The sequence below is a fragment of the Haloferax sp. ATB1 genome (assembly GCF_000730175.1).
In genome coordinates this window covers 1-22,566 of record NZ_JPES01000093.1, presented here as the reverse complement: position 1 = coordinate 22,566, position 22,566 = coordinate 1, and the positions used below count along the sequence as shown (strand labels likewise).

Below are 22,566 nucleotides of genomic sequence, written 5' to 3'. Positions count from 1 at the left end.
GGTTGCGCTTCCGTGTCGGGTTTCGAGGGGTGGTGCCGTCGTTATCAACTGCCGGTTTCCCGCACCACGTTTATATCTCCGCTCGCGCTCCGTTCGGACGATGAACGACTCGCCGCTCGACGGTCTCGACGCCCGAGCCGTCGCCCTGGCGTACCTCGTCTTCGGGACCGCGGGCATCCTCGGCGGCGAGTTGCTCCTATCGGTCGCGTTGGGCGCGCCGCGCGCACCCGAAGCTGAACTGGTGAAGGGACTAGCGTTCGTCGCCGTCTCCACCGCGTTCGTCTGGTTTCTCGTCTCCCGAAAGGACCGACGAATCGCGCGACAGCAGGCATCGATTCGGTCGTCGCTGGACCAGCTTCGAACCGTGGTCGCCGCGTCCCCGGTTCCGATTATCGCGGTCACGCCCGACGGGCGCGTGACGAGGTGGAACGACGCCGCCACGGAGGCGTTCGGCTGGGAGCGAGACGACGTGCTCGGCGAGCCGCTCCCCTACAGCGCGGGCGAGAACAGCGAAAACAGCGAGGAGATTATCCGTCGGACTATCGACGAAGACGGCCTCTCGGACGTTTCGGTCGAGCGACGGCGCTCGAACGGCGACCTCCGAGATTTTCAGCTCTCGACGGCGGTCGTCCGCGACGCCGACGACGAGCCCGCCGAAATCGTCGGCGTCTTCGTCGACGTGACCGACCAACGACGGCGGGAGCGTCGCCTCCGCGAGTTCGAGCAGGCCGTCGAACAGGCGGGGCACGCGATTTACCTCACCACCTCGGACGGAGAGATTACGTACGTCAACCCGGCGTTCGAGGAGACGACCGGCTACGACGCCGCGGAGGCGGTCGGCGAACCCGCGTCGATTCTCAGTTCTGGCGAGATGCCGGACGCGTACTACGACCGGCTGTGGCGGACCATCCAGTCCGGTGAGACGTGGCAGGAGCGGATTATCGACCGTCGGAAGGGCGGTGAGCTCTACACCGCGATACAGACTATCGCACCCATCGCGAGCGACGGCGACATCCACGGCTACGTCGCCATCCAGTCGGACATCACCGAGTCGGAGCTGACCAGACAGCGGCTCGGCGTCCTCAACCGGATGTTCAGGCACAACCTCCGAAACCGGATGAACGTCATCGAGGGCTACGCGGAGCTGATTCGCAGGAACGCGGCCGGCGTCACCGACGAGGAACTCACCGACGCCGCGGAGACCATCGTCGAAGCGGCGAGCGAACTCGTGGCGCTCTCGGAGAAAGCCCAGACCGTCTCGGACGCCCTCGAATCCGAAGCGACGCCGCGGCGCGTCTCGGCGCTCGTCGAGTCCGCCGTGTCACGAGCCGAGTCGACGTATCCCGAGTCGACGATACGAACGGACATCGAGACGGGGCTGTTCGCGCGAGTCGACAGCCGCGTCGGCGCGGCGCTCGACGAGTTGATCGCGAACGCGCTCAAACACGGCGGCGAGACGGTCCACATCGACGTGTACCGAACCGAAGACGACGACTCGAAGCTCGTCGTCCGGGTCGCCGACGACGGGCCCGGAATCCCCGACGAGGAGTGGCGAGTCATCAAGCGCGGCGAGGAGACGCCGCTCGAACACGGGACCGGGATGGGCCTGTGGCTGGTCCACTGGGTCGTCAAGAAAGCGGGCGGAAGCATGGAGTTGGAACCGTCTCCCCTCGGGGGGACGGCCGTGACGCTGAAACTGCCGGTCGGAGCGGAGCGACCGCGAGCGTGGTTCCCGAGCGGGGAGTGATCGCGCCACGCGATTGTATATCTACCACAAATCCGGCTAGCCGAGAGGTGACGCCCGTCGAGCCGAGCGTCCGATTCAGGTCTCGAGGAGTTCGACGAGGTTCCCCTCGGGGTCGCGGACGAACGCGATTCGCGTACCGCTTTCGGTCGTCTGCGGCTCGCTGAGCGTCTCGGCGTCGGTCGGGAGTTCCGCCACCGCGGCGTCGACATCGTCGACGGAGAGCCCGAGGTGGGTCGCCCCGGGACGGTTGAGCGTCGGTTCGTCCGTGTCGGTACCGACCGGGTCGTACTCGACGAGTTCGACGCGCACGTCGCCGCCGTCGAGGTGGGCGAACCGCGCCGACGCGCCGTCGACGGCGACGGCGGTGGCGAATTCGTCACCGCCGACTTCGAAGCGGGAGACGACCGGCAGGTCGAGCGCGTCGCGGTAGAATTCGAGCGTCGAATCGAGGTCGCGGACGGTGAGACCGACGTGGTGCGCGTTGGAGTTCACGGTTCGTCTGCGCGCGCAGAGCCCCAAAGGCGCTTCGCTCGGAACGCGGTCGGCAGACGCTGACCGGCCGATGACGACCCGCGTTCGCTGGACAGTGTTTCTCGTGCGCGCCCGCGAGGCGCGACGCGGGTCGGGCCCCGTGGCCCAGCAGAGACCGTATCGCATATACCCGCTGAGCCGCCCAGATAGGGTACGATGGAACCGACAGGCACGCGACGCGAGGTGGTACGACCGTGAGCGAACCGTTCGTCGAATCGCTCCCCGGGCGGGCCGTCCCCAAGTCGTTCGTCGCCGAACTCGAGACGAAAGAGGCGATTCAGCAGGCCGTCGCCGTCCGCGGTTACAACCTCGAACGCGACGGCGAGACGATTCAGCACGCCTACCAACTGGTCGTGAACGTCCGCGGGAAGTACATTCTCGGGCTGCACCTCACGAACGGGACGTGGCGCGTCGTCTTCGACACCCGCGATCACCCGAAACTCGCACAGGAAGGCCCGCGTGCGGCCTACGAGGCCGTCCACGACGCGCTCTACGAGCGCGCGCCTTCCGACGCGGAGATAGACTTCGAGTCGACGCCGCGGTTCTGGAACGCCACGCAGTAGGCCGTTCAGCGACTTTTCCTGCGTTTTCAGCGCTCTCACGACCGTCAGCAGCGCGTGCGAACGCGCGCGCCGCGGCGACAACCCGGCCGAACCGACACCACCGTGTCCGCAGAAACTCGGGTGTGCCACGGCTCTGGTGGACGCGACGCGCGGATGGCGAAGTTGAATTCGGGTGTATAGGGCGTCAGAGCAGCGGTTCACCACCGAAGGTACCCGCCGATGGTATGCAGATGGAATTGAACGGCTTAAATCCCGAATTCGGGCGTTAGGAGCGCCCTAACCCCTCGAATAGACCGGTAAGTCGCTGCGAAATTAAATATATCCGGAACATACGAAAGGCCAACAGGAGCCGGAACATGTGGCCGCTCGAGGTCCCGTGTGGTGGGCACGAGGTGGGTCTGAGGCCGGTCCTGGGTAGAACAATGGATATCAAGAAATTCCTTAGCGAATCACGCGCAGTCTCGCCGGTCATCGGCGTCATCCTCATGGTCGCGATCACAGTCATCCTCGCGGCCGTCATCGGTACCTTCGTCCTCGGTCTCGGCGACCAAGTCGGCGACACCGCCCCGCAGGCGAGCTTCAGCTTCGACTACGACGGTGCGCAGGAACTCACGATCACGCACGAAAGCGGTGACGCCATCGCCAGCGACGACCTGAGTGTTGCCATCCCGTCGGACATGACCGCACCAGGCGTGGTGAAAAACGACGGCGCTGACGACAACATGAACGCTGGCGAAACCATCGTTGTGACCCTTAGTGGGTCCGAAACGCTCGACAACGGCGACGAAGTGCGCCTCGTCTGGACCTCCGAATCGGGCTCCAACTCTGCGACCCTGCAGAAGTACACCTACAACGCCTGATCGGTCCGCAACGTCACAGCCAACGAACCTCAATTTTTTCGGATGTTACCCTGAGAGCGATGGCGTTCTCCGACTCTGGTACGGAACACGCATGATACGTGAAACGTCTTCTCAATACTAGTTTATATCCTCGGAGAACGTCAGACTATCTGTTAGGTTAGCAGGCAAGCGTTCGAGGACCGATTCGAATTTTTCTCAACGGTCGCCTCTCGTCCGGCACACCTAGGAGAGACAACTATGCAAATCAAGAGAATCTTCACAGAATCCCGCGCAGTCTCGCCGGTCATCGGCGTCATCCTCATGGTCGCGATCACCGTCATCCTCGCGGCCGTCATCGGCACCTTCGTCCTCGGCCTCGGGGACCAAGTCGGCGACACCGCCCCGCAGGCGAGTTTCAGCTTCAGCTACGATACGTCGACTGACGACCTCACCATTACGCACGAAAGTGGAGCTGCAATTGACGAAGCACGTATTGTCGTAACTGACGGAACGACAGATACGAGTTGGGACGAAACTGACGACAAGATCCAAGCGGGTGATGACTTAGTCATTGACCTTACGGGCTCGCCCCTTACTGGTGGAGAGACCTACCGCATCGTCTGGACCTCGGAATCCGGTTCCAACTCTGCGACCCTGCAGAAGTGGACCTACAACGCCTGATGGTAGAATCGGCGACGAGCCACACAACGCCTGATTCGGAATAACGATTTTTTTCGGAACTATCCCATAGAGAAACATCCACCTCGAACCCATAGTATTGTATTTGTAGCACAAACTTATCTGTTCGAAGACCGTACACTCGAACAGAGACCCAATGCCCAGCGACCCGCCCGCCGTCGCCTACCTCCGCGAGCATCGCGAGGACATCGTCGACCTCGCGGCGACGCTCGTCGGCCACGACACGCAGAACCCGCCGGGAGACACGCGGGAACTCGCGTCGTGGCTTGAATCGTTCTTCTCCGACCTCGGTATCGAGACCGAGCGCGTCGCCTCGGACCCGACGAAGCCGAACCTCGTGGCGACACTCCCGGGTGCGACAGACCGGACGCTCGTCCTGTTGGGGCACCTCGATACGGTCCCGTTCGAGGCTGACGAGTGGACGCGCGACCCGCTCGGCGAGCGGGAGGGAAACCGGCTCTACGGACGTGGTGCGACCGACATGAAAGGGGCAATCGCCGCGATGCTCGCGGTGGCGGAGGCGTACGTCGAAACCGGGACGGTGCCGGCGACGGACCTCGTGTTCGCGTTCGTGAGCGACGAGGAAGTCGCCGGGAAGGCGGGGTTGCCGACGCTGCTGGACCGGCGCGGGCTCTCGGCCGACGCCTGCGTCATCGGCGAGACGACCTGCGAAGGCGACCGGCACTCGGTGACCGTCGCCGACCGCGGGAGCATCTGGCTGGAACTCGAAGCGACGGGGACTGCGGCCCACGGCTCTCGGCCGATGCTCGGCGAGAACGCGATTCACCGCCTCTACCGCGCAGTAAGTGACATCGAATCCGTACTCGGAGACTATCGGTTCGAGTTCGACCCCGCGGTCCGGGCGCTCGTCGAGGAGTCCGTCGAGTACTACGCGCCGCAGTTTGGCGCGGACGCGGCGCGAGAGCTGTTCGAACGACCGACGGTGAATCTGGGCGTCCTCTCGGGCGGCGACCGAGTGAACGTCGTCCCCGCCGCGGCGCGGGCGAAACTCGATATTCGCGTGACCGCGGGCATCGACACGGAAACGGTACTGGACGGGGTTCGGGAGGTCGTCGCCGGTCACGACGGTGTCGAGATTGTCGACGCGGACTGGTCGGTCGGGACGTTCGAGGACCCCGACGGCCCGCTGGCAAACGCCGTGGGCTCGGTCGCCGAGAGCGTCACCGGTGGGCGCGTGTACCGCCGGAGCGCAACCGGCGGCGGCGACGCGAAACGGATGCGGAACGCGGGCGTCCCGACCGTCGAATTCGGTCTGGGAACTGAGACGGCTCACGCGGCCGACGAGTTCACCACAGTCGGGGCGCTCGCCCGCAACGCCGAGGTGTACGCCCGACTCCCCGACGAGCTATTGCGGCAATTCGATAGTGGTACCAGAACGTTTGATTCGACGGGCGCGTCACCAGCAGGCACGACTCCTTCGCGACGCGGACGACGAGAAAACACCTCGCGATAACACCCGAACGCACTATGACACCAGACGAACTCCGAACGACGATTCCGGCCCTCGACGACGTCACGTATCTCAACACCGGCGCGCACGGCCCAAGCCCGCGCCCCATCGTGGAGCGGGCGACCGAGTTCCTCGAATACCACGAGTACGACTCGCCGGGCGACGACGGCCCCTATCCGACCGCGTTCGACGCATACGAGGCCGTCCGCGAGGACGTGGCCGCGTTTATCGGTGCCGAGACCGATGAGGTGGCGCTGACCCAGAGCACCACCGACGGCATCAACCGCATCGCCACCGCGCTCGACTGGGAACCGGGCGACGTGGTCGTCCGAACCGACCTCGAACACCCGGCGGGCATCCTCCCGTGGCGGCGTCTCGAACGCGAGGGCGTGGAGGTCCGCATCGTCGAGAGCGACGCGGGGCGACTCGATATGGACCAGTACGCCGAGGCCGTCAGCGACGCCGACCTCGTCTGTTTCAGCGCCCTGACGTGGAACTACGGAACGCGACTCCCCGTGCGCGAACTCGCCGACATCGCCCGCGACGCCGGCGCACTGTCGATCGTCGACGCGGTCCAGTCGTTCGGCCAGTATCCCGTCGACGTGGAGGACTGGGGGGCAGACATCGTCGCCGGTGCGGGCCACAAGTGGTTGCTCGGGCCGTGGGGCGCGGGCTTCCTGTACGTCCGCCGCGACGTCGCCGAGGGCATCGAACCCCACGCCGTCGGCTACCGCGGCGTCACGGAGCCGAACGCCGACGCCCTCGACTTCGCGCCGGGTGCCAAGCGCTTCGAGGTCGGAACCACCAACCCCGCGCCGCACGTCGCGCTGCGAGAGGCGATCGACATCGCCGAGCGCGTCGGTCTCGACCGGACCGAAGCACACATTCGCGACCTCGCGAGTCAGTTCATCGAGGCCGTCCCCGAGGGGCGGCTGTTGAGCCCGCCGGACCCGGAGTCGGGGCTCGTCTCGTTCGAAGTCTTCGACCCGGAGGGGACGGTCGAGCGCCTCAAATCAGCTGGAGTTGTGGTGCGGACGCTCCCGGAACCGAAGGCGGTCCGGGCGTCGTTCCACAACTTCAACGACGAGTCGGACGTGGCGGCGCTTCGCGACGGACTCGACGGGGAGTGGTAGCTCCGTAGCTCGCGGGGCCGTCGAGAACACGATTCGCGTGCGGTCGTTGACTCCCCCGCAGAATCTGCCTCGTCAGCGAACGTTCATATCCGGCGAGGGGGAACCCCTGTGTATGCATCCCACGGCACGCAAATTCGCCGACCGAGTACGCGATTCTCACGGGTTCGAAGTGACTATCGAGGAGTTTCCCGAGGGAACCAAGACGGCTGCCGACGCGGCCGCGGCCGTCGACTGCGACGTCGCCCAAATCGTCAAGAGCATCGTGATGCGCGTCGGCGACGAGACGGTTGTCGTCCTCACGAGCGGCGCGAACCGCGTCGACGAAGCCACGCTCGGCTCCGAGTTCGGCGTCGAACAGGGGTCGGTTCGAAGCGCCAACCCCGCCGAAGTGAAAGAAGCGACCGGCTGGAGCATCGGCGGCGTGCCGCCGACCTGCCACGCGACCGACTGTCCCGTCCTCGCGGACCCGACGTTCGAGTCGTTCGACCGGATTTGGGCCGCCGCGGGAACCCCCGAGGCGGTGTTCCGACTCACGCCGGAGGACCTACAGACACTTTCCGCGCCGCGATTCGTCGACGTGTTCGAGTGAGACGCGGGCGGAAGCGAGCGGCCCTCCGGCGGGCGGCCATCGCGGGACGCACTTTCTGTGCTAGTCGCGGCGAAAACAACACCACGATGTCCGCTGTTCTGTTCTGTTCTGTTCCGTTCTGTCGGTACTAACTGAGAATCGCTGGAGGGAAAACGCGGAGCTATCGCAGAGCCGGGGCTGGTTCGTCAGACGAGATAAACTCTCCTTTCGGAGAAAATGATTACTGGATGTGGCCTTCGCGCCGGAGCTGGTCCGCGTCCTCGCCGGTGTATCGCCATTCGATGTTGGCTTTCTCGTCCTGCCAGTCCCACGGTTCGACGAGCACGACGTCGCCCTCGTTGATCCACGTGCGGTACTTCATGCGGCCGGGGATGCGGCCCATGCGGTTCTTTCCGTCTTCACAGCGGATTCGAACGTGATTGCCACCGTTGTGCTCTGTGACGACTGCGAACAGCTCGTTGTCGTTGGGCATTCGAAGGTTTCGACGCCCTTGATTTTCACTCACATTCTTGCTCGGACCCGGAGACGGATAACTCATCGGATACTCGTGATACCAAATGTCACGACGTTGAAATCGCGGTGGCGACGGTTTCGAACACCACGTTGTCCGCTGTTTTTCGATAGATTAACCGCCAATAGGGACTGGTTCGTGGTCACACACCACGTAGTTTCGCTCGAGGCCTCATTTTAGGACACTAACCGTGGTCGATCATCACCGAGTTGGCGCTGAAGCGGTCGGACGCGTCGCGAAGGGCCGAGGATTCCCCTGTAACACCACGATGTCCGCAGTTGTTCGCCGTCTTAGCCCCTGCAAAGACGCTTTCTCCGGGTCGTGAGGTTCCACCGAATCACGAAGGACAGACGTCGTCGGTAGACGAGGTGTCGGTAGACGTAGTCACTGCCACAGTATCACCGCTATCACCGCCGCGGTTGTTCACGTCCTCTCAGTCACGTGTTCTCTCTCGGAGCGTTCATAGGAGTATCTCGGAGCGAGAACGCGAACCGAGAGTGCGGATTCGGGTGAGCAGGCGAGCGAAGCGGTCGGGTCGACTCGGTGTGTGAGAACCAACGACGCGTTTGTGTGACAGTCGCTTCAGTACGTGTTCAGTGGGTCGTGGGAATGTTTGATTGGTGATTGATTGGTAGTCGATTGGTTTGACGGTTGATACCCACACCACTTTGTCCGCTGTTCTCGGTGAGTGTGAACGTAGGGACGAGGCGGTCTGAAACGGGGAACACTCACACCACTTTGTCCGCTGTTCTTGGTGCGAGACGGTACCCCCCGTCGTTGTGAGTTGGTTCTCTCCCGTCGGTTTCCAATCAGTCAGGTTAGTTTAGATTCCTACAGAGATGAACGAAAGAAGTCGTCTCCAAACAGTCCTCATACAATTACTATAATTGCCTATATTACGGACTTAGTTTAAGCTATTGTATATTAAATCTTTTTCTATATCAGAGCACGCGGTTCCGTCCAGTTGTTCCACCGGTTACCTTCGTTTCCCAGAACAGCGGACAAAGTGGAGGGGGTGTGTCCCCGGTCGAGTATATAAAACACGAGAACAGCGGACACTCCGGACACGGTGGTTTTATCAACGAAGTGGTCGAACCGTGGTAGTATGCCCCTATTCGAGCGGGACACCGAGATCTATCGGGATCGGGACGCCCTCCGCGAGGATTACCAGCCCGAGGAACTCGTGGGGCGCGACGAGGAACTCCGTACCTTCCAGGCTGCGCTGCAACCGGTTATCAACGGCGAACAGCCCAACAACATCTTCCTCTACGGGAAGACCGGCGTCGGCAAGACCGCCGCGTCGCGGTACTTACTCGGGCACCTCCGCGAGGACGCGAGTCACTACGACGACATCGACCTCAGGGTCGTCTTCCTGAACTGCGACGGACTCACGAGTTCGTATCAGATCGCGACCCGACTCGTCAACGAGTTCCGGTCGGAGTCGAACCAGATCAGCACGACGGGCTACCCGCTCGGGTCCGTCTACGAGATGCTCTGGCAGGAACTCGACGACTGCGGCGGGACGATAATCATCGTTCTCGACGAAATCGACCACGTCAACGACGACAGTATCCTCTATCAACTCCCGCGGGCCCGGGCCAACGGGAACCTGGACGTCGCGAAAGTCGGTCTCATCGGCATCTCCAACGACTTCTCGTTCCGCGACGACCTCTCGCCGAAGGTCAAAAGCTCCCTGTGTGAACAGGAGATTCATTTCCCCGCGTACAACGCCAAGAACCTCCGCGCCATCCTTGAACAGCGCGCCAAGGTTGCGTTCCGCGAGGGCGTCCTCGCCGACGAAGTGATTCCGCTCTGCGCCGCCTACGGCGCGAAAGACGCCGGTGACGCCCGCCAGTCGATCGACCTGTTGATGAAAGCTGGCGACCTGGCCCGCGACGACGACACCGACCGCATCGAGGAGGAACACGTGAAACGTGGTCGGCGCGCCCTCGAGCGCGGCCGCATCAAAGAGGGAATCAACGGATTGACCGAACACGGTCACCTCGTCCTCTACTCGCTTCTGACGCTCGAGTTGGAAGACGAGACGCCGATTCGCTCCCGCGACGTTCGGCCCCGATACACCCGGTTTACCGAACTCGCCAACCGCGACCCGCTCGTCCCGCGACGGATGCGCGACCACCTCAGCGAGCTTGCGATGCTCGGAATCGTCTCCGTCACCGAGCGAAACGAGGGTCGACGTGGCGGGACGTACCGCGAGTACGCCCTCGATATGGATGTCGGGCTCATCGTCTCGGCCATGCGCGACACCATCGAACTCGTGGGCGTCCACGAGACGGTCGAACCCTTCCTCGACGGCGAGAAGACGAGTACGCTCGACGATTTCATCCAGCAGTAGGCGACCCGACTGAAATTACTGCGGACATGATGGTGTTAGTCTCGAGCCCACCTCCGTCAGAACGGCTCTCTGCCGTGTTTTGGAAGTGATTGCTACTTCGATTCGTTCCTCAGAAGCATGCGTTCGTTCGGATTCGCCGACCGATTTCGTTACCGATTTCCGACCGCTCGGAACACCACGATGTCCGCAGTAATCGGCCATTTTCGCCGCTTGTTCGAACAGCGGACAGTGTGGTGTTCCGAACTTACGCGACCGACTATTCACCAGGTAGCGGCCATCTCAGCGGCTCGCCAGCCGTACAACAGCGGACATACCGGTGTTCGATGTCGTGTCTTTCCACGTTCGAAAGCGACGTTCACTCCGCGTCTGCGACAACAGCGGACGCCGCGGTGCTCAGCCGTCGGTTTCTCCGTTCCGCTGTCGATTGTCATCGCGCGTTTCGATAACCGGCCGGCGGACTGTCGGTCTCGAACACCACATTGTCCGCTGTTCTCCGGATGTTCGAGTCGGTTTTGTTCGACTCTTCGGCTTCTCACTCCTCGCGAGTTTCGAGGACGACGTCGGCGATTTTCTCGGGATACTCGGCGGCGACGCGGACGAGAGCGTCGTGGAACTCGCGGCCAGTCAGGTCGCGCACGTCGTGTTCCCGGCGGAGGAACGATTCAACTTCGAACTCGGCGTCGTCCAGTCGGTCGAGCGTCGCGGTTCGGACGTAGATGCTTTTCGCGGTCGTCGCCTCGAACTCGAACGCCGGACCGCCCGCTGTCTCCGTCATCTGCTCCGTCTCGTCGGTGCTTTCCGCGCCGTCTTCTTCCGCGGTCGACTCGGCCGCTTCCTCGGCCTCGTCGAGTTCTTCGCTTTCGTCTAGTTCGTCGTTCTCGTCCAGTTCGTCGCCTTCGTCTGGCTCCTCGCCTTCGTTACTTTCGCCGTCACTTCTCTGCTTCTCGTCGTCGCCGTCCGATTTCTCGCTCGCGTCTTCCGACTCGGACTCGTCCGCGGTCTCGGATTCGACTGGCGGTTCGGATTCCGACTTCTCGGACCCGTCGGGGGCGTCTTCGCCCGGGGGCTGCTGGTCGTCGGGTTCTGCGTCTGATTCCGATTCCGATTCCATCGCCTCGCCGAGGCCGGCGAACCGGTTTTCCTTAGGCATCGTCGGTTCCTCCTCGTTCGACGATTTCCGCGAGCTGGTCGAGTCGGTCGAGCATGTCGTTCGACGGGTCGTACTCCCGGAGGGTCTTCCCGTCGCGCCAGGCGCGACTGAACGCGATTCGGTGTCTGATTCCCGGCCCCTTGGAGTCGGGGTCGTCGAATAGCTCCGAGCGGGCGAACGGGGGGATGAACTGCTCGAAGGGAGACTCTTCGAGGTCGCGGATGATGCGCTTTTCTTCGTTATTCCCGGTGAGGTCGTTGGGGACGATAGCGAGAATGTCGAGGTCGACCTCGCGGCGAATCGGTCCGATTTGTTGTTCGAACATCCGCTCGAAGCCGCTCACGCTCGGCTCGCTCATGAGGAGCGGAACGACGACGTTCCCGGTTCCGATGAGCGCCGCGTCGGACAGCGGGCCGAGGCTCGGCGGCGAGTCGATGACGATGTAGTCGTATTCGTCGTCCAAGAGCGGGTCGACGATTCGGCGGCGGACCCAGAGCACGCCGAACGTCGAGTTCCGGACTCGGTCTTCGATGTCGTCGAGGTCGACGTGGGCGGGAAGCACGTCGAAGCCCTCGCGGTCGCGTATCACTTCGCGCACGTCGACGGGTTCGTCGTCGGTCAGCACGTCGCCGACGTTCGGCTCCGACGACTCGTAGGCGTCTTTCATCCCGACGCCCTCGGTCGCGTTCCCCTGCTGGTCGAGGTCGACTAAGAGCACGTCGTTCCCCCGCGCGGCGAGCGCGTCGGCGAGGTTGATGGCAATCGTCGTCTTTCCGACGCCGCCTTTCTGGAGCGAGACGCTCACGGCTCGCGACATCTATCGAGCCTCCTGCGGAGCGCGATGTTCACAAATTGTACACAGTCTACGCTGTGTCTGCCGTTTGGGCGGTGCAAACTCCGTTTGAACTGTGGACTGTGCGGACATTTGAGGGACTTGAACGGACCTTCCGCGGCGTACCACATAATTTTATCCACGACTTTTGAACCGTTGGGACTGCTTCTACATTCTACAAATCTTACAATGTTTACAAATTTTAAAAATTGTATACTGTCGCCTGTCGATATCCGGTAATTCGCCCGCGCTCTCAGTTTGTGGACCGTTCAGCTTCGTCCGGGGCGTTCGGTTCCCAAACATCGCTCGCGCTCTGGGAATCTTTCGCGGTGTAGACTATCTCAACACTCCACAACCTCTATAATTCGTACAAATTCTACAATTTGTACATGTTCTACACAGTTTGAAACTCGCAAGCGGTGCGGGCTTCCCAGACGGTTTCAGATTCCTCCACCGTTCGAACCGTTTGGAGTGCTTCGGCAGTCTGCACTCTCTTCGCTGTTTCCACTGCGCTCGAAGTTCACGCTCTCCTCGCAGTCTCCACTGTCACCGCGGTTTACACCACCCCCGAAGTCTGCACTGTCACCGCAGTTTACACCATCCTCGCAGTCCGCCCGGTGTCGACTGTTCAAACTTCGTTCCGGCCGCCGCCCGATTCAAACTGAACCGAAGAAAGCGATATTCAGCGTCTCTCCCCCGCAGATACTGCGGACACAGTGGTGTTGTCCGTCGTCTCGTCTCAGTTGGCGAGCTTGTCGGCGAACTTCTCGCGGACCTTCTCGATTTTCGGGCTCGCGTGGAACTGGCAGTACGCGTCGTCGGGGTTCTTTTCGAAGTAGTCCTGGTGGTACTGCTCGGCCTCGTAGAACGTCTCTAACGGAGCCAACTCCGTGACGACCTTGTCGTCGTACTCCTCGTCGAGGGCTTCGATGTAGGCCGACGCCTGTCGCTCCTGTTCGTCGTCGTGATAGAGGACGATAGAGCGGTACTGCGTTCCCACGTCGGGGCCCTGTCGGTTGAGCTGTGTCGGGTCGTGGACCGCGAAGAACACCTCGAGCAGTTCGTCGTAGCCGACGGCCGCGGGGTCGTACTCCACCTGTACGACCTCGGCGTGGCCGGTGTTCCCCGAACAGACCTGCTCGTAGCTCGGGTTCTCCGTCTTCCCGCCGGCGTAGCCCGACGTGACTTCGCTGATACCGTCGAGTTCTTTGAACGCGGCTTCGACACACCAGAAACAGCCGCCACCGAACGTCGCAGTCTGTGTGCTTCCCATAGGTCCGGTTACGTCGCCGAGGAATTAAGCCCCGCGGCGGGGGCAGTCACGGCCGAAGTCTGGTGCTCGGCGACGACCGCCGACCCACGCCGGCGCTCCGACGAGCGAGTCCCGGACGCGTCCGTGGGTTTTCCCGACCGGAATGTACCCGAAGCCAACATTTAACCGCCCTGTCTGTCAGCAATTACTATGGAAGACGTATTCGTCGCGAGGCTCATGTCCACGACCCTCCACACGGTCACCCCAGACACGCTCGTCGAAGACGCGGCGCAGTTGATACTGGACAACAACATCAGCTCGGTCATCGTCGTCGACGAGGACAACCGACTCGAAGGCATCCTGACGACGACCGACTTCGTCGACATCGTCGCGAAGAGCCAGCCGAAAGCACAGACGACCGTCGAGCGCTACATGACCACCGACGTGATTACCGCGGGAGCGCAGGACTCCATCGTCACCGTCGCGGAGTCGATGACCGAACACGGTTTTCACCACATGCCCGTCGTCGACGACGAGGAGGGCGTCATCGGGATGATTACCACCTCGGACCTCGCGGCCTACCTCTCGCAGACCGGACAGTTGGCGCGGTCGTAACGCGTTCTTTTCCCTGCCGGTAACTCCGCGTTACTCCACCTGTTCGGAGAGGCTCTCGACGACGCTCGCCAGCCGCGGGTCCGTCGCGTGGCCGTGGTGGACCGCGAGGGGCGAGACGCTCACCTCGCCGTCGACCATCGCGCGGCGGTCGCTCCCGACCGGATAGCGGTCGCGGTGTTCGTCGTCGAGCGGGAACGGGTTCTCGAAGCCGACGGCGTCGGGCCACGAAACGTCTTGGAGTCGGACGTAGACCTCGCCGTCGTCGAGGTCGTGTTCGCGGTCGCCGTCCGGGAGCGCGCCGGCGTCCGCGTGGTGGTCGACCTGCTGGTCGTAGTCCGCGAAGGGGCTGGTCACGCGCATCCGGGGGCTCGGCACGTCCGCGGGGGCGTTGACGTTCAGGAGGTCGACCTCGTCGAACACGTCGGTGCCGAAGACGCGCTCGGTCAGGGCGCGGGCGACCCGGGCGGGGCGGGAGAAATCGTACTCCTCGGGCGGGTGGCAGAAGAAGTCCCGCGCGTGGTAGCTGGAGACGGCGATGGCGGGCGTCCCGAGGAACGCGGCCTCGACGCCCGCGCCGACGGTCCCCGACCGGCCGACGACGTAGTTGCCCGCGTTCGGGCCGTCGTTGATACCGGAGACGACGATATCGAAGTCGGTGTCGAGGCCGCGAAGGCCGTAGGCGACGCAGTCCGCGGGGGTTCCTTCGAGGGCGTACCCCCACGGGTGGTCGCGGCGGACCGCGTGTTCGTTGCGGGCGCGGCCGACGCCGCTTTGGTTCTCAGCGGGTGCGACGACGGTCACGTCGCCGATTGCGGTGAGTTCCTCGCGCATGGCAGCGATGCCGGGCGCGTCGATGCCGTCGTCGTTGGTGAGGAGGATTCGGAGCGGAGACGAGGAGTCGGTCATCTACTCGGGAATTTCTGCCGGCCGTCGTAGCTATTCCGGATTCGGACCCGGTGACGTATTCGACCGCCGCGTCCCCGTCGGCAGTGGGTCGTACTCCACGTCGTCGATGGTCGCTCGCCAGTACGGCAGGTCGCCCGCCGGGAGGTTCCACGCCACCTCGGCCGCCGTGGGTACGCGAATCCCATCCACTTCACGATAGTCGCTGAAGTATCCCGTCCACGGGCACCGCTCGAACTCGCCGTCCCCCGTGTCGCGCCACCGGCCCGCGGTGACGCGCACTATCTCATCGTTCTCGTCGAAGTGGAACACGACGGTCACGGTCGAGTCGCGGTGGGCGAGCGTCGCCCGGGCCGAGTGGTCGTCTCTCGGCTCCCAACTGACGCCGTGACCGGGGAGAAACGCGGTCGGGTACCAGACCATCTCGGCGAGGTGGCGGGCGAGTTCACCTTCGTCCAACTCGGGTGAGCGCGGGGCGTCCGCGACGGTGACAACCGAAAGGAGCTTCGCCTCTAACGACCCCGAACCGCCGACGAAGGCGTCCACGACCCGGACCGGTAGAAACGGCGCGAGGTCGATTCGGGCGTCCCAGACGAACCCCGGCGGGGCCACCGTGTAGTGCTGGGTCGCCGTCATCGACTTCCACGGCGAATCCGCGTCGCCGAGTCTGAACTCACCCGTCTGGCGGAGCCGGGCCGACTGAACATCGGGGTACTCGCCCGGTAGCACGCGTTCGAGATACCGGCGAACCGGGGCGGGCAGGTCGCTGATATCGGCCGTGTCTGTCGCTTCCACATCGCTCGTGATCGATTCGGCCTGTTCTCGCCGGAGCGCATCGAGCAGTCGGGCGGCCGTATCGTCGGCGCGCGCCCGGATTACGACGAAGAGAGCGCCGACGGCGAGCGCACCGCCGACAAGCGCGAGGCCGAGTCGTCCGAGCGTTCGCTTGTATGACATACCGAACGGTACGCGAGAGATAGATATGAGTCTCGCCGTGACTCTCACGGTCTGACACCGACCGTCTTCCGACCACGGAGGGTGTCGTCGCGAGCGGCGCTCCCCCGGCCAAATTCCTGTCAACGTGACGTTCATATATTCGAGATACTCACGAACGCGTGAATATAATTCAAACGGTGACTTTATGTAATTAAGTTCGTACTAACGAATGAATGCGCACCGAACCGATGCGGCCGGCACGCCGGGCACCCGCCGACATCGCGGTTAATCTCCCGTTAACTCGTCTCATTTCGGTAGATTTGTCTCTGTCGTGGTCGACGGCTCTCCGGTCTGCGACCGCCACGACCGCCGCGAGCGATGTGGGTCGTCGCCCCCGCCGGGCCGCCTTCTCCACTCGCCGTCGAACTTCCTCGAGAGCGCGCCCCGACTGGACAGCCGACCGACCCGTCTCCCCAAGCGAGGTGGGCGTTGCGTGAGCCACGTCGGCGAGACCGACGACGTACCGTGGGACGACGTGGGCTTCGTCATCAGCTCTCGCTACCGCATCTCCGTTCTCGATAGACTCTCTGAGGGACCGGCGACGCCGACGCAAATCGCCACCGACTCCGAGAGCGCGGTCGCTCACGTCTCGCGGGCGCTGCAGGAACTCAGAGACCGCTCGCTCGTGGAACTCCTCGTCCCGGAACAGCGTCGAAAAGGGCGGGTGTACGGCATCACCGACGACGCCGAGAACATCTGGGACGTCATTCAGACACAGCAGATGACGTGAGTGCGGCCGCCTCGCAGTTTTCTCGAACGATGCGGCGCGTTGTACGACCGACTCACTTCGTCGCGATTCGCTCCGACCCCTTGTTCAGGAGCTGGTAGGTCCGCTTGGCGAGGTTCATGCCGACGCCGGTCGACTCGACGACGTAGTACGGGACGAGTTCGCCGCCGAACTTCGATTTGTAGTTGCAGAGCCGCTCCGTGTTCGCGCCGACGAGGTCGTACTTCGTGACCGACGCGAGCGCCTCGTCCTCGACGATGTCCTCGATGATGGTCCAGTGGAGCAGGCTGTTGATGCTGACGCCGTCGTACTCGCCGCGCGCGCCGCCGAGCCAGAAGTAGCCCACCTCGGCCGAGAAGGGGACGATTATCCCGCTGAGATACTCGCCGTCTGGGTCGCGGGCGACGTACACGCGACACCGGTCGCCGAGGTTCTCGACCAGCGACTCGACGAACTCCCACGGCATCCCGAACGGTTCGTCCTGTTCGTCGTACCGCGAGACCACGTCGTCGTAGACGACGCGAGCGCCGTCAAGTCCCTCGTCCGCGATGGTGATGTCGAGTTCGCGCGCCTGCCGAATCTCGCGGCGGAGGCTGCTGCTGAACTGGGCCTGTATCTCGTCGAGCGAGCGCTCTCCGAGGTCGAGTCGGTAGGTGAAGGAGGGCTTGACCGCGAAGCCGGTCCACTCGAACGGGCGCGGGTCGAGGTACGCCGGCGAACAGAGCAGGCGGACGAACGTCCGGTTCGAGCGGATGCCGAGTTCCTCGACCACGAGGTCGGCGAACTCGCGGTTCACCGACTCGTAGGCGCTCTGTTTCGGGCTGTTCGGCATCATCACCGGGCCGATGTACGGAATCGCCATCGACGGCGGCGGCGAGACGACGACCCGTCCGAGGGGGTTTCGGCGGACGAACGTCGGGAACAGCGCGACCGGCTCTTGGCCCTTGAAGACGCCGAACAGGTGCATTTCGCCGTCGAAGTGCTCGTCGATGGCGGCGAGCACCGCGGGGGTGTGGAAGACTTCGGTGCCCGACGAGGGGAGCGCGTCTCCCCACTCGTCGAGGCTCAGGGGTTCGATACGGAGTTGTGACATGTGTTGTGGTCGTGTACGTGTGTGGTCGTCGGGCGGTACGGCCGGCGGGTCGTCATCGGTGGAGGAACCCCGAGACGAGTCGCGACGGGAGGTTCGTCCCGTTTCCCCGGGACAGCATCTCGATGCCGGGGCCGAGGCGGCTCTTGTACAGGTGCGCGATAGTTCTGACCGGGAGCGCGCCGTGTTCTATCTGGTAGAACGTGACGAGCTCGGGGTTGTACTTGCTCTTGTAGCGGTTGAGCCGGCGGTTGTTCGCGCCGACGAGGTCGTAGCGGCGCATCCCGGCGGCCATACCGTCGCGCATGATGCGCCAGTCCAGCAGGTCGTTGACGTCGATGCCGAAGTCCCGCTGGGGCCGGACGCCGCCGAGCCAGCGGTAGAGCGTGTCCCCGTACTGGAGGACGAGAATCCCACTTACGAACGCCCCGTCGTACCGGAAGACGTAGGGCCGGACTTGGCCTTCCGGGAGCGAGTCGTACAGGTCCATGACGAACTGCGGCGGCACGTCGAACGACAGGTCCTGTTCCTCGTAGCGGTCTTTGACCAGCGTGAGAATCGAACAGATGTCGTCGCGGTCGCCCTCCTCGATACCCGAGACGAGCTTTCGGCCGTCGCGGATGTTCCGCCGGGCGCTCCGGCTGAACGACATGAGGAGGTCCTCTTCGCCCCGGGTCAGGTCGACGTTGTAGGTGTACTTCGGCGACACGTCGCAGCCGCCCCACAGGAACGTCCGCATGTCGGTGTAGTAGTCGCCGACGCGGACGTGCGTGTAGTTCGGGCCGATGTGTTCGTCTATCCACTCGGTACAGCCGTCGATGAACTGGTTGCGGCGGCGCTCGAACTTCCGGCTCTTGATGTTGCCGGCGTCGAGCATCACGGGCCCGAGATACGGGACGCCGATGTGCGGCGGCGGCGAGAACGCCGTCTTGACCAGCCCCTTCCGGATCTCGAAGACGGGGAACAGCCCGACCGGCTCTTCGGTTTTGTAGCCGACGAGCAGGTGGAGCTTCGAGTTCGAGTACTTCGCCTGGAGCCGAAGCGCCTCGTACTGGTGAAAGAGGCTCGCCTGACTCGACCGCTCGACGTACGTGTCCCACTCGTTGCGGTCGCGGTGGTCGAACTCGGTAATCTCGATGGTCATGGGCTGCGGGAGGTCCGGCGATCTTCGCGCTGCGTCCGTTGTCGTCGACAACATCGAGCGCGGTCGTCGCGGCCGAGCCGACCGAAATCAGCCGACTCACCCGCCGACTCGGCGGCCCCGTATATCAACCCGCGATTCGGTCGGGCCGCGTCAGCGTGTATCATTCGAAAAGACATTCTCGAGCTACTGTGACGGGAGGATGGGGATTTGTTATGAAGCGACTAGCCGGCGTTCGCGCCGGCCTGCCCCCCGTCAGGGGCGCTCTGCCGCCGCCCGTAGGCGCTCGATACCGTCGGCGTCGATGCCGTAGCCGTGAGTCGGTTCGCCAGAGATTCTGGTGGCGACGTACTCGGCGATGGCGTAGGCCATCCACGCCTGACACCACCGCATGAGGGTCATGCGCTTGGTGTAAAACCGGTGTTTGCGGAAGTAGAACCGACCTTCAGACGGAACGTACATGTTCGCGAGCGCCCAGTCGATGGCGCGCTCGGCGCGGTCGTACTGCCCGGCGTAGGTGAACACGAGGATGCCCTGCGCCGTCGCGTGGATGTCCCGCGGGTAGGGGTGCTCCTCGTCGAAGTTGGGCGCGCCGTCCTCGTCGAACAGCTCGCGGGCGTAGAAGTCGAGGCCGCGTTCGAGCGTCTCGTCGTACCGACCGCTGCCGACGACCTGCTCGTAGCGCTGGAAGCACTCCACGATGAAGCCGTTGTGGTGGTTATCCATCGAGAGGTGCGAGGCGCTCGCGGGCTCGCGGTAGTACCACCCGCCGCGGTCGGTCTGCTTCGACGCGACGAAGTCGTACACTTTCTCGGCGCGTTCGAGCAGTTCCTCGTCGCCGAAGTAGTCGTACAGCTCGACGAACAGTCGCGCCCCGATAGCCAGCGCGTTGAGGGTGTAGCTGTCCTTCGGGTGCGAGAGGTAGTAGTCCATGACCGCGCCGTCGTCCTTCGGCCGGTAGTTGAGGTCGTTGAGCATCACGTCGACGGCAGTCTTGGCGATGTCCGGGTAGTCCGGGTCGAACTCCCGCCCCGCGAGGAGTGCCTTGACGCCGTAGGAGGTGGAGACGATGTTCGGCGAGTGGGGAATCCCCGACCGCGGACCGTTGCGACCGGAGATGTGCTGGATGACGTGGCGGTGACTGCCGGCGAAACCGCTGTAGCCCTTGGCCTGGTTTTCGACGAGCCACTCCGTCAGCGACGCCGCGTCGTCGCGGTACGTCTCCGCCGGTCGGTCGCCGTCGAACCACTCGGCCAACTGGGCGCGGGTCCGGTTCGCCATGGCGAACAGCGTGATTCCCTTGAAGTTCCGGCGCTGTTCGACGAGGAACAGCGGGCGGACGTTGACGGGTGAGCGCTTGATGAACTCCTGGACCGCGAGGTTGAACCAGCGGTTATCGATGGGAACCGACAGCAGGAGCCTGCTGCTCATGCCGTCGCCGTAGTCCCAGCCTTTGTAGTCGCGTTCGCGGGCGTAGTCGAGCACGTCGTCGAGTACGTCGACGTACTGCTGGAGCCGCTCCGTGTCGGCGTCGGTGTCGCCGTCGCGGCGATACTGTGTCTTCGATGGTGGATTCATGATACAGAATAGCCTCTCTGAGGGGTATTGGCTGTCCGAGAGGAAGCCCGCTGGCGGCTTTGTTATGGGGCCGATACCGACCGACGTCGCCGGATTCTACGGAGAGAGCGAGCGACCCGCGCCGCCGGGGGTCGCGCTGTCGGTAGTCGCGCTGTCGGTCGCCCTCTCGTCCGCGTCGTCGTCGGAATCACCGGAACCGCCGCGCTCGCGGTCGGCGAGGAACTCGCGGTAGTAGTCGGCGACGGGGCCGACCCACGCGCCGCGGTCGAGCGCCCGTTCGATGATGCGGCGGTAGAGCCGGCGGTAGCCGGGGAACTCGTCCTCGTTGAAGTACCGCGGGTGCCACAGCACCGTCATCACGGCGTCGTTCGCCTCGGCCTCGTCCAGGAGGCGCTCGCACTCGGCCCACGCCTCGTCGAACGCCGACCCGGGGTCGGGAAGCGACACCTCCATCAGCGTCAGCGGGAAGACGACAAAGTCGTCGTCGAAGGGTCTGAACGGCCGGTAGCCGTGTTGGAACCCGTTTTCCGAACTCGACCCGGGGCTGGCGTCGTACTTTAAGCCGAGTTCGCGGTGGTAGCGCCACGTGTTCGGCCCGAGTTTGAGGTGGTGCTGGCGGCCGCCGACGACTTCGTGGCCGAGCACCGCTTCGAGTTCGCGCTTTTCGGTTCGGAGGCGGTCGAAGTCGTCGCACGACCGGAACGAGCCGTGGATGCCGACCTCCCAGCCACCCTCGTCGAGGGCGCGGACGGCGTCGGCTATCGATGCCGAATCGAGGTCGTACCGGCCGAGGTGTTCGACCCAGTTCTTCGGTTCGAGCCACTCCGAAAGCGACCCCGTTTCGAGGAGGCTCGGCTCGTTGAGGAAGTAGAACGACGAGCGGACGCCGAGGTCGCGTTCGAGCGCCATGATGTCCTCGAACTGCCAGTAGGGGTTCTCCCGCCGGAGGAGCGTCCGGAGGTGGTAGCCGGGGTTCGACTTCGCCGCGTAGTACAGCCCCTGATACGTCTTGTACGGGCGGTCAACGTCGTGGGTCAGACAGACCGCGAAGCCGGGGCCGGACTCGCTCGGCTCCGTGCGGGTCACGCCGGGGTCATCTCGCGCATTCGCATCCTCATCCTCATTCCGCTCACGCATACTCGTACTCCGAGAGCGCGGCGACGATTCGCTCGGCGGCGCTCCCGTCGCCGTACAGCGAGGGTTTTTCGGGAAGCGGGTCGTCGTCGGCCAGCGCCGCCCGAATCGCGGTCGCGTCCGCGCCGACGAGGACGTTCCAGCCGGCGTCGACGGTTTCGACCCACTCGGTTTCGTCGCGGAGCGTGAGACATCGGGTGTCGAGGTAGAACGCTTCCTTCTGGACGCCGCCGGAGTCGGTGGCGACGCGCTCCGCGCCGTCGAGCAGGCGGACGAAGTCGAGATAGCCGACCGGCTCCACGAGGATGACGTTCTCGCGTCGGCGAGCCGCGACCAGAGGCCGCTGGCTTCGAGCGCCCCTTCAGTTCGCGGGTGGACCGGGAAGACGACCGGGAGTTCCGACGACGCGAGCCCGTCCACGATGCCTTCGAGGCGGTCGCGGTCGTCGGTGTTGGCGGCGCGGTGGACCGTCGCGAGGACGTACTCTCCGTCTCGGAGGTCGAGGTCGGCGAGTATCGTCGACCGCTCGCGGGCGGTCTCGCGGACCCGGAGGACGGCGTCGTACTGCACGTCGCCCGTCACGGAGACGCCGTCGCGGATGCCCTCGGCCGCCAGCGTCTCGGCGGCCGACTCGGAGGGGGCGAACAGCAGGTCCGAGCAGTGTCCGTGAGCACGCGGTTGACCTCCTCGGGCATCTCCCAGTTGTGGC

General features: G+C 64.0%; 21 protein-coding genes and 1 pseudogene. 10 read left to right on the top strand and 12 right to left on the bottom strand.

Translation table 11 applies throughout. From position 1 onward, the window contains the following. Positions 1 to 100: 100 nt before the first annotated feature. Entirely contained in the window at positions 101 to 1,747 is a 1,647-nt protein-coding gene (locus ATB1_RS15570) for a PAS domain-containing sensor histidine kinase (protein ID WP_042665430.1), read from the top strand. A 75-nt stretch (positions 1,748 to 1,822) separates the two neighbouring features. Here the strand turns inward: ATB1_RS15570 and ATB1_RS15565 are convergent, their stop codons facing one another. Next, a complete protein-coding gene (locus ATB1_RS15565) occupies positions 1,823 to 2,239 on the bottom strand; it encodes a VOC family protein (protein ID WP_042665428.1) in 417 nt (138 codons plus the stop codon). A gap of 233 nt (positions 2,240 to 2,472) precedes the next feature. On the opposite strand from ATB1_RS15565, the gene ATB1_RS15560 reads away from it, so the two are divergent. From ATB1_RS15560 to ATB1_RS15535, 6 genes are all read left to right on the top strand, one after another. Then, positions 2,473 to 2,841 (top strand): hypothetical protein, encoded by a 369-nt coding sequence (locus ATB1_RS15560; RefSeq protein WP_042665427.1) that lies wholly within the window; start codon positions 2,473 to 2,475, stop codon positions 2,839 to 2,841. A 422-nt stretch (positions 2,842 to 3,263) separates the two neighbouring features. Next, positions 3,264 to 3,701, top strand: coding sequence for a type IV pilin (locus ATB1_RS15555; protein ID WP_042665425.1), 438 nt, complete (start codon positions 3,264 to 3,266; stop codon positions 3,699 to 3,701). 237 nt (positions 3,702 to 3,938) lie between these two features. Continuing rightward, a complete protein-coding gene (locus ATB1_RS15550) occupies positions 3,939 to 4,361 on the top strand; it encodes a type IV pilin (protein WP_042665424.1) in 423 nt (140 codons plus the stop codon). 154 nt (positions 4,362 to 4,515) lie between these two features. After that, positions 4,516 to 5,853 carry a M20 family metallopeptidase gene (locus ATB1_RS15545; RefSeq protein WP_042665423.1) on the top strand — a complete coding sequence of 446 codons (1,338 nt, stop codon included), beginning with the start codon at positions 4,516 to 4,518 and terminating at the stop codon, positions 5,851 to 5,853. Between the two features lie 14 nt (positions 5,854 to 5,867). Next, the gene (locus ATB1_RS15540) at positions 5,868 to 6,983 is read left to right on the top strand and encodes an aminotransferase class V-fold PLP-dependent enzyme (RefSeq protein WP_042665421.1); all 1,116 of its coding nucleotides are present in this window, start codon (positions 5,868 to 5,870) and stop codon (positions 6,981 to 6,983) included. Between the two features lie 112 nt (positions 6,984 to 7,095). Then, a complete protein-coding gene (locus tag ATB1_RS15535) occupies positions 7,096 to 7,572 on the top strand; it encodes a YbaK/EbsC family protein (RefSeq protein ID WP_042665419.1) in 477 nt (158 codons plus the stop codon). Positions 7,573 to 7,792: 220 nt separating this feature from the next. Here the strand turns inward: ATB1_RS15535 and eif1A are convergent, their stop codons facing one another. Further along, a complete protein-coding gene (gene eif1A / locus ATB1_RS15530) occupies positions 7,793 to 8,077 on the bottom strand; it encodes a translation initiation factor eIF-1A (RefSeq protein ID WP_013035036.1) in 285 nt (94 codons plus the stop codon). 1,111 nt (positions 8,078 to 9,188) lie between these two features. Between eif1A and ATB1_RS15525 the strand changes: the two genes are divergently transcribed. After that, the gene (locus ATB1_RS15525; protein WP_042665417.1) at positions 9,189 to 10,439 is read left to right on the top strand and encodes an orc1/cdc6 family replication initiation protein; all 1,251 of its coding nucleotides are present in this window, start codon (positions 9,189 to 9,191) and stop codon (positions 10,437 to 10,439) included. 532 nt (positions 10,440 to 10,971) lie between these two features. On the opposite strand, the gene ATB1_RS15520 is transcribed toward ATB1_RS15525, so the two are convergent. The 3 genes from ATB1_RS15520 to msrA form a co-directional block, all read right to left on the bottom strand. Next, positions 10,972 to 11,589 carry a hypothetical protein gene (locus tag ATB1_RS15520; RefSeq protein WP_042665415.1) on the bottom strand — a complete coding sequence of 206 codons (618 nt, stop codon included), beginning with the start codon at positions 11,587 to 11,589 and terminating at the stop codon, positions 10,972 to 10,974. Continuing rightward, positions 11,582 to 12,406, bottom strand: a complete 825-nt coding sequence (locus ATB1_RS15515; RefSeq protein ID WP_042665413.1) for a ParA family protein — start codon at positions 12,404 to 12,406, stop codon at positions 11,582 to 11,584. The genes ATB1_RS15520 and ATB1_RS15515 overlap by 8 nt, the downstream gene beginning before the upstream one ends. 754 nt (positions 12,407 to 13,160) lie before the next feature. Then, complete coding sequence (msrA, locus tag ATB1_RS15510) at positions 13,161 to 13,694, bottom strand: peptide-methionine (S)-S-oxide reductase MsrA (RefSeq protein WP_042665411.1); 534 nt, start codon at positions 13,692 to 13,694, stop codon at positions 13,161 to 13,163. Between the two features lie 189 nt (positions 13,695 to 13,883). On the opposite strand from msrA, the gene ATB1_RS15505 reads away from it, so the two are divergent. Then, complete coding sequence (locus tag ATB1_RS15505; RefSeq protein ID WP_042665409.1) at positions 13,884 to 14,288, top strand: CBS domain-containing protein; 405 nt, start codon at positions 13,884 to 13,886, stop codon at positions 14,286 to 14,288. Positions 14,289 to 14,318: 30 nt separating this feature from the next. Here ATB1_RS15505 and surE read toward each other — a convergent pair whose 3' ends face one another. Continuing rightward, the gene (gene surE / locus ATB1_RS15500) at positions 14,319 to 15,194 is read right to left on the bottom strand and encodes a 5'/3'-nucleotidase SurE (protein ID WP_042665407.1); all 876 of its coding nucleotides are present in this window, start codon (positions 15,192 to 15,194) and stop codon (positions 14,319 to 14,321) included. 30 nt (positions 15,195 to 15,224) lie between these two features. Then, the gene (locus ATB1_RS15495) at positions 15,225 to 16,148 is read right to left on the bottom strand and encodes a DUF6544 family protein (RefSeq protein WP_042665458.1); all 924 of its coding nucleotides are present in this window, start codon (positions 16,146 to 16,148) and stop codon (positions 15,225 to 15,227) included. A gap of 472 nt (positions 16,149 to 16,620) precedes the next feature. Here ATB1_RS15495 and ATB1_RS15490 point away from each other — a divergent pair, with 472 nt between their 5' ends. Then, on the top strand, positions 16,621 to 16,917 hold the full coding sequence (locus ATB1_RS15490) for a winged helix-turn-helix domain-containing protein (RefSeq protein ID WP_042663898.1): 297 nt from the start codon (positions 16,621 to 16,623) through the stop codon (positions 16,915 to 16,917). Positions 16,918 to 16,969: 52 nt separating this feature from the next. Here the strand turns inward: ATB1_RS15490 and ATB1_RS15485 are convergent, their stop codons facing one another. The 5 genes and pseudogenes from ATB1_RS15485 to ATB1_RS15465 all read right to left on the bottom strand — a co-directional run. Next, complete coding sequence (locus ATB1_RS15485) at positions 16,970 to 18,007, bottom strand: GNAT family N-acetyltransferase (RefSeq protein ID WP_042665405.1); 1,038 nt, start codon at positions 18,005 to 18,007, stop codon at positions 16,970 to 16,972. Positions 18,008 to 18,059: 52 nt separating this feature from the next. Further along, a complete protein-coding gene (locus ATB1_RS15480; RefSeq protein WP_042665456.1) occupies positions 18,060 to 19,148 on the bottom strand; it encodes a GNAT family N-acetyltransferase in 1,089 nt (362 codons plus the stop codon). A gap of 252 nt (positions 19,149 to 19,400) precedes the next feature. Next, the gene (locus ATB1_RS15475) at positions 19,401 to 20,723 is read right to left on the bottom strand and encodes an antibiotic ABC transporter permease (protein ID WP_042665403.1); all 1,323 of its coding nucleotides are present in this window, start codon (positions 20,721 to 20,723) and stop codon (positions 19,401 to 19,403) included. A gap of 96 nt (positions 20,724 to 20,819) precedes the next feature. After that, on the bottom strand, positions 20,820 to 21,860 hold the full coding sequence (locus ATB1_RS15470) for a polysaccharide deacetylase family protein (protein WP_198526123.1): 1,041 nt from the start codon (positions 21,858 to 21,860) through the stop codon (positions 20,820 to 20,822). After that, a pseudogene (locus ATB1_RS15465) lies at positions 21,853 to 22,566 on the bottom strand (UDP-N-acetyl glucosamine 2-epimerase); the annotation flags it as partial. The gene ATB1_RS15470 and the pseudogene ATB1_RS15465, both read right to left, overlap by 8 nt.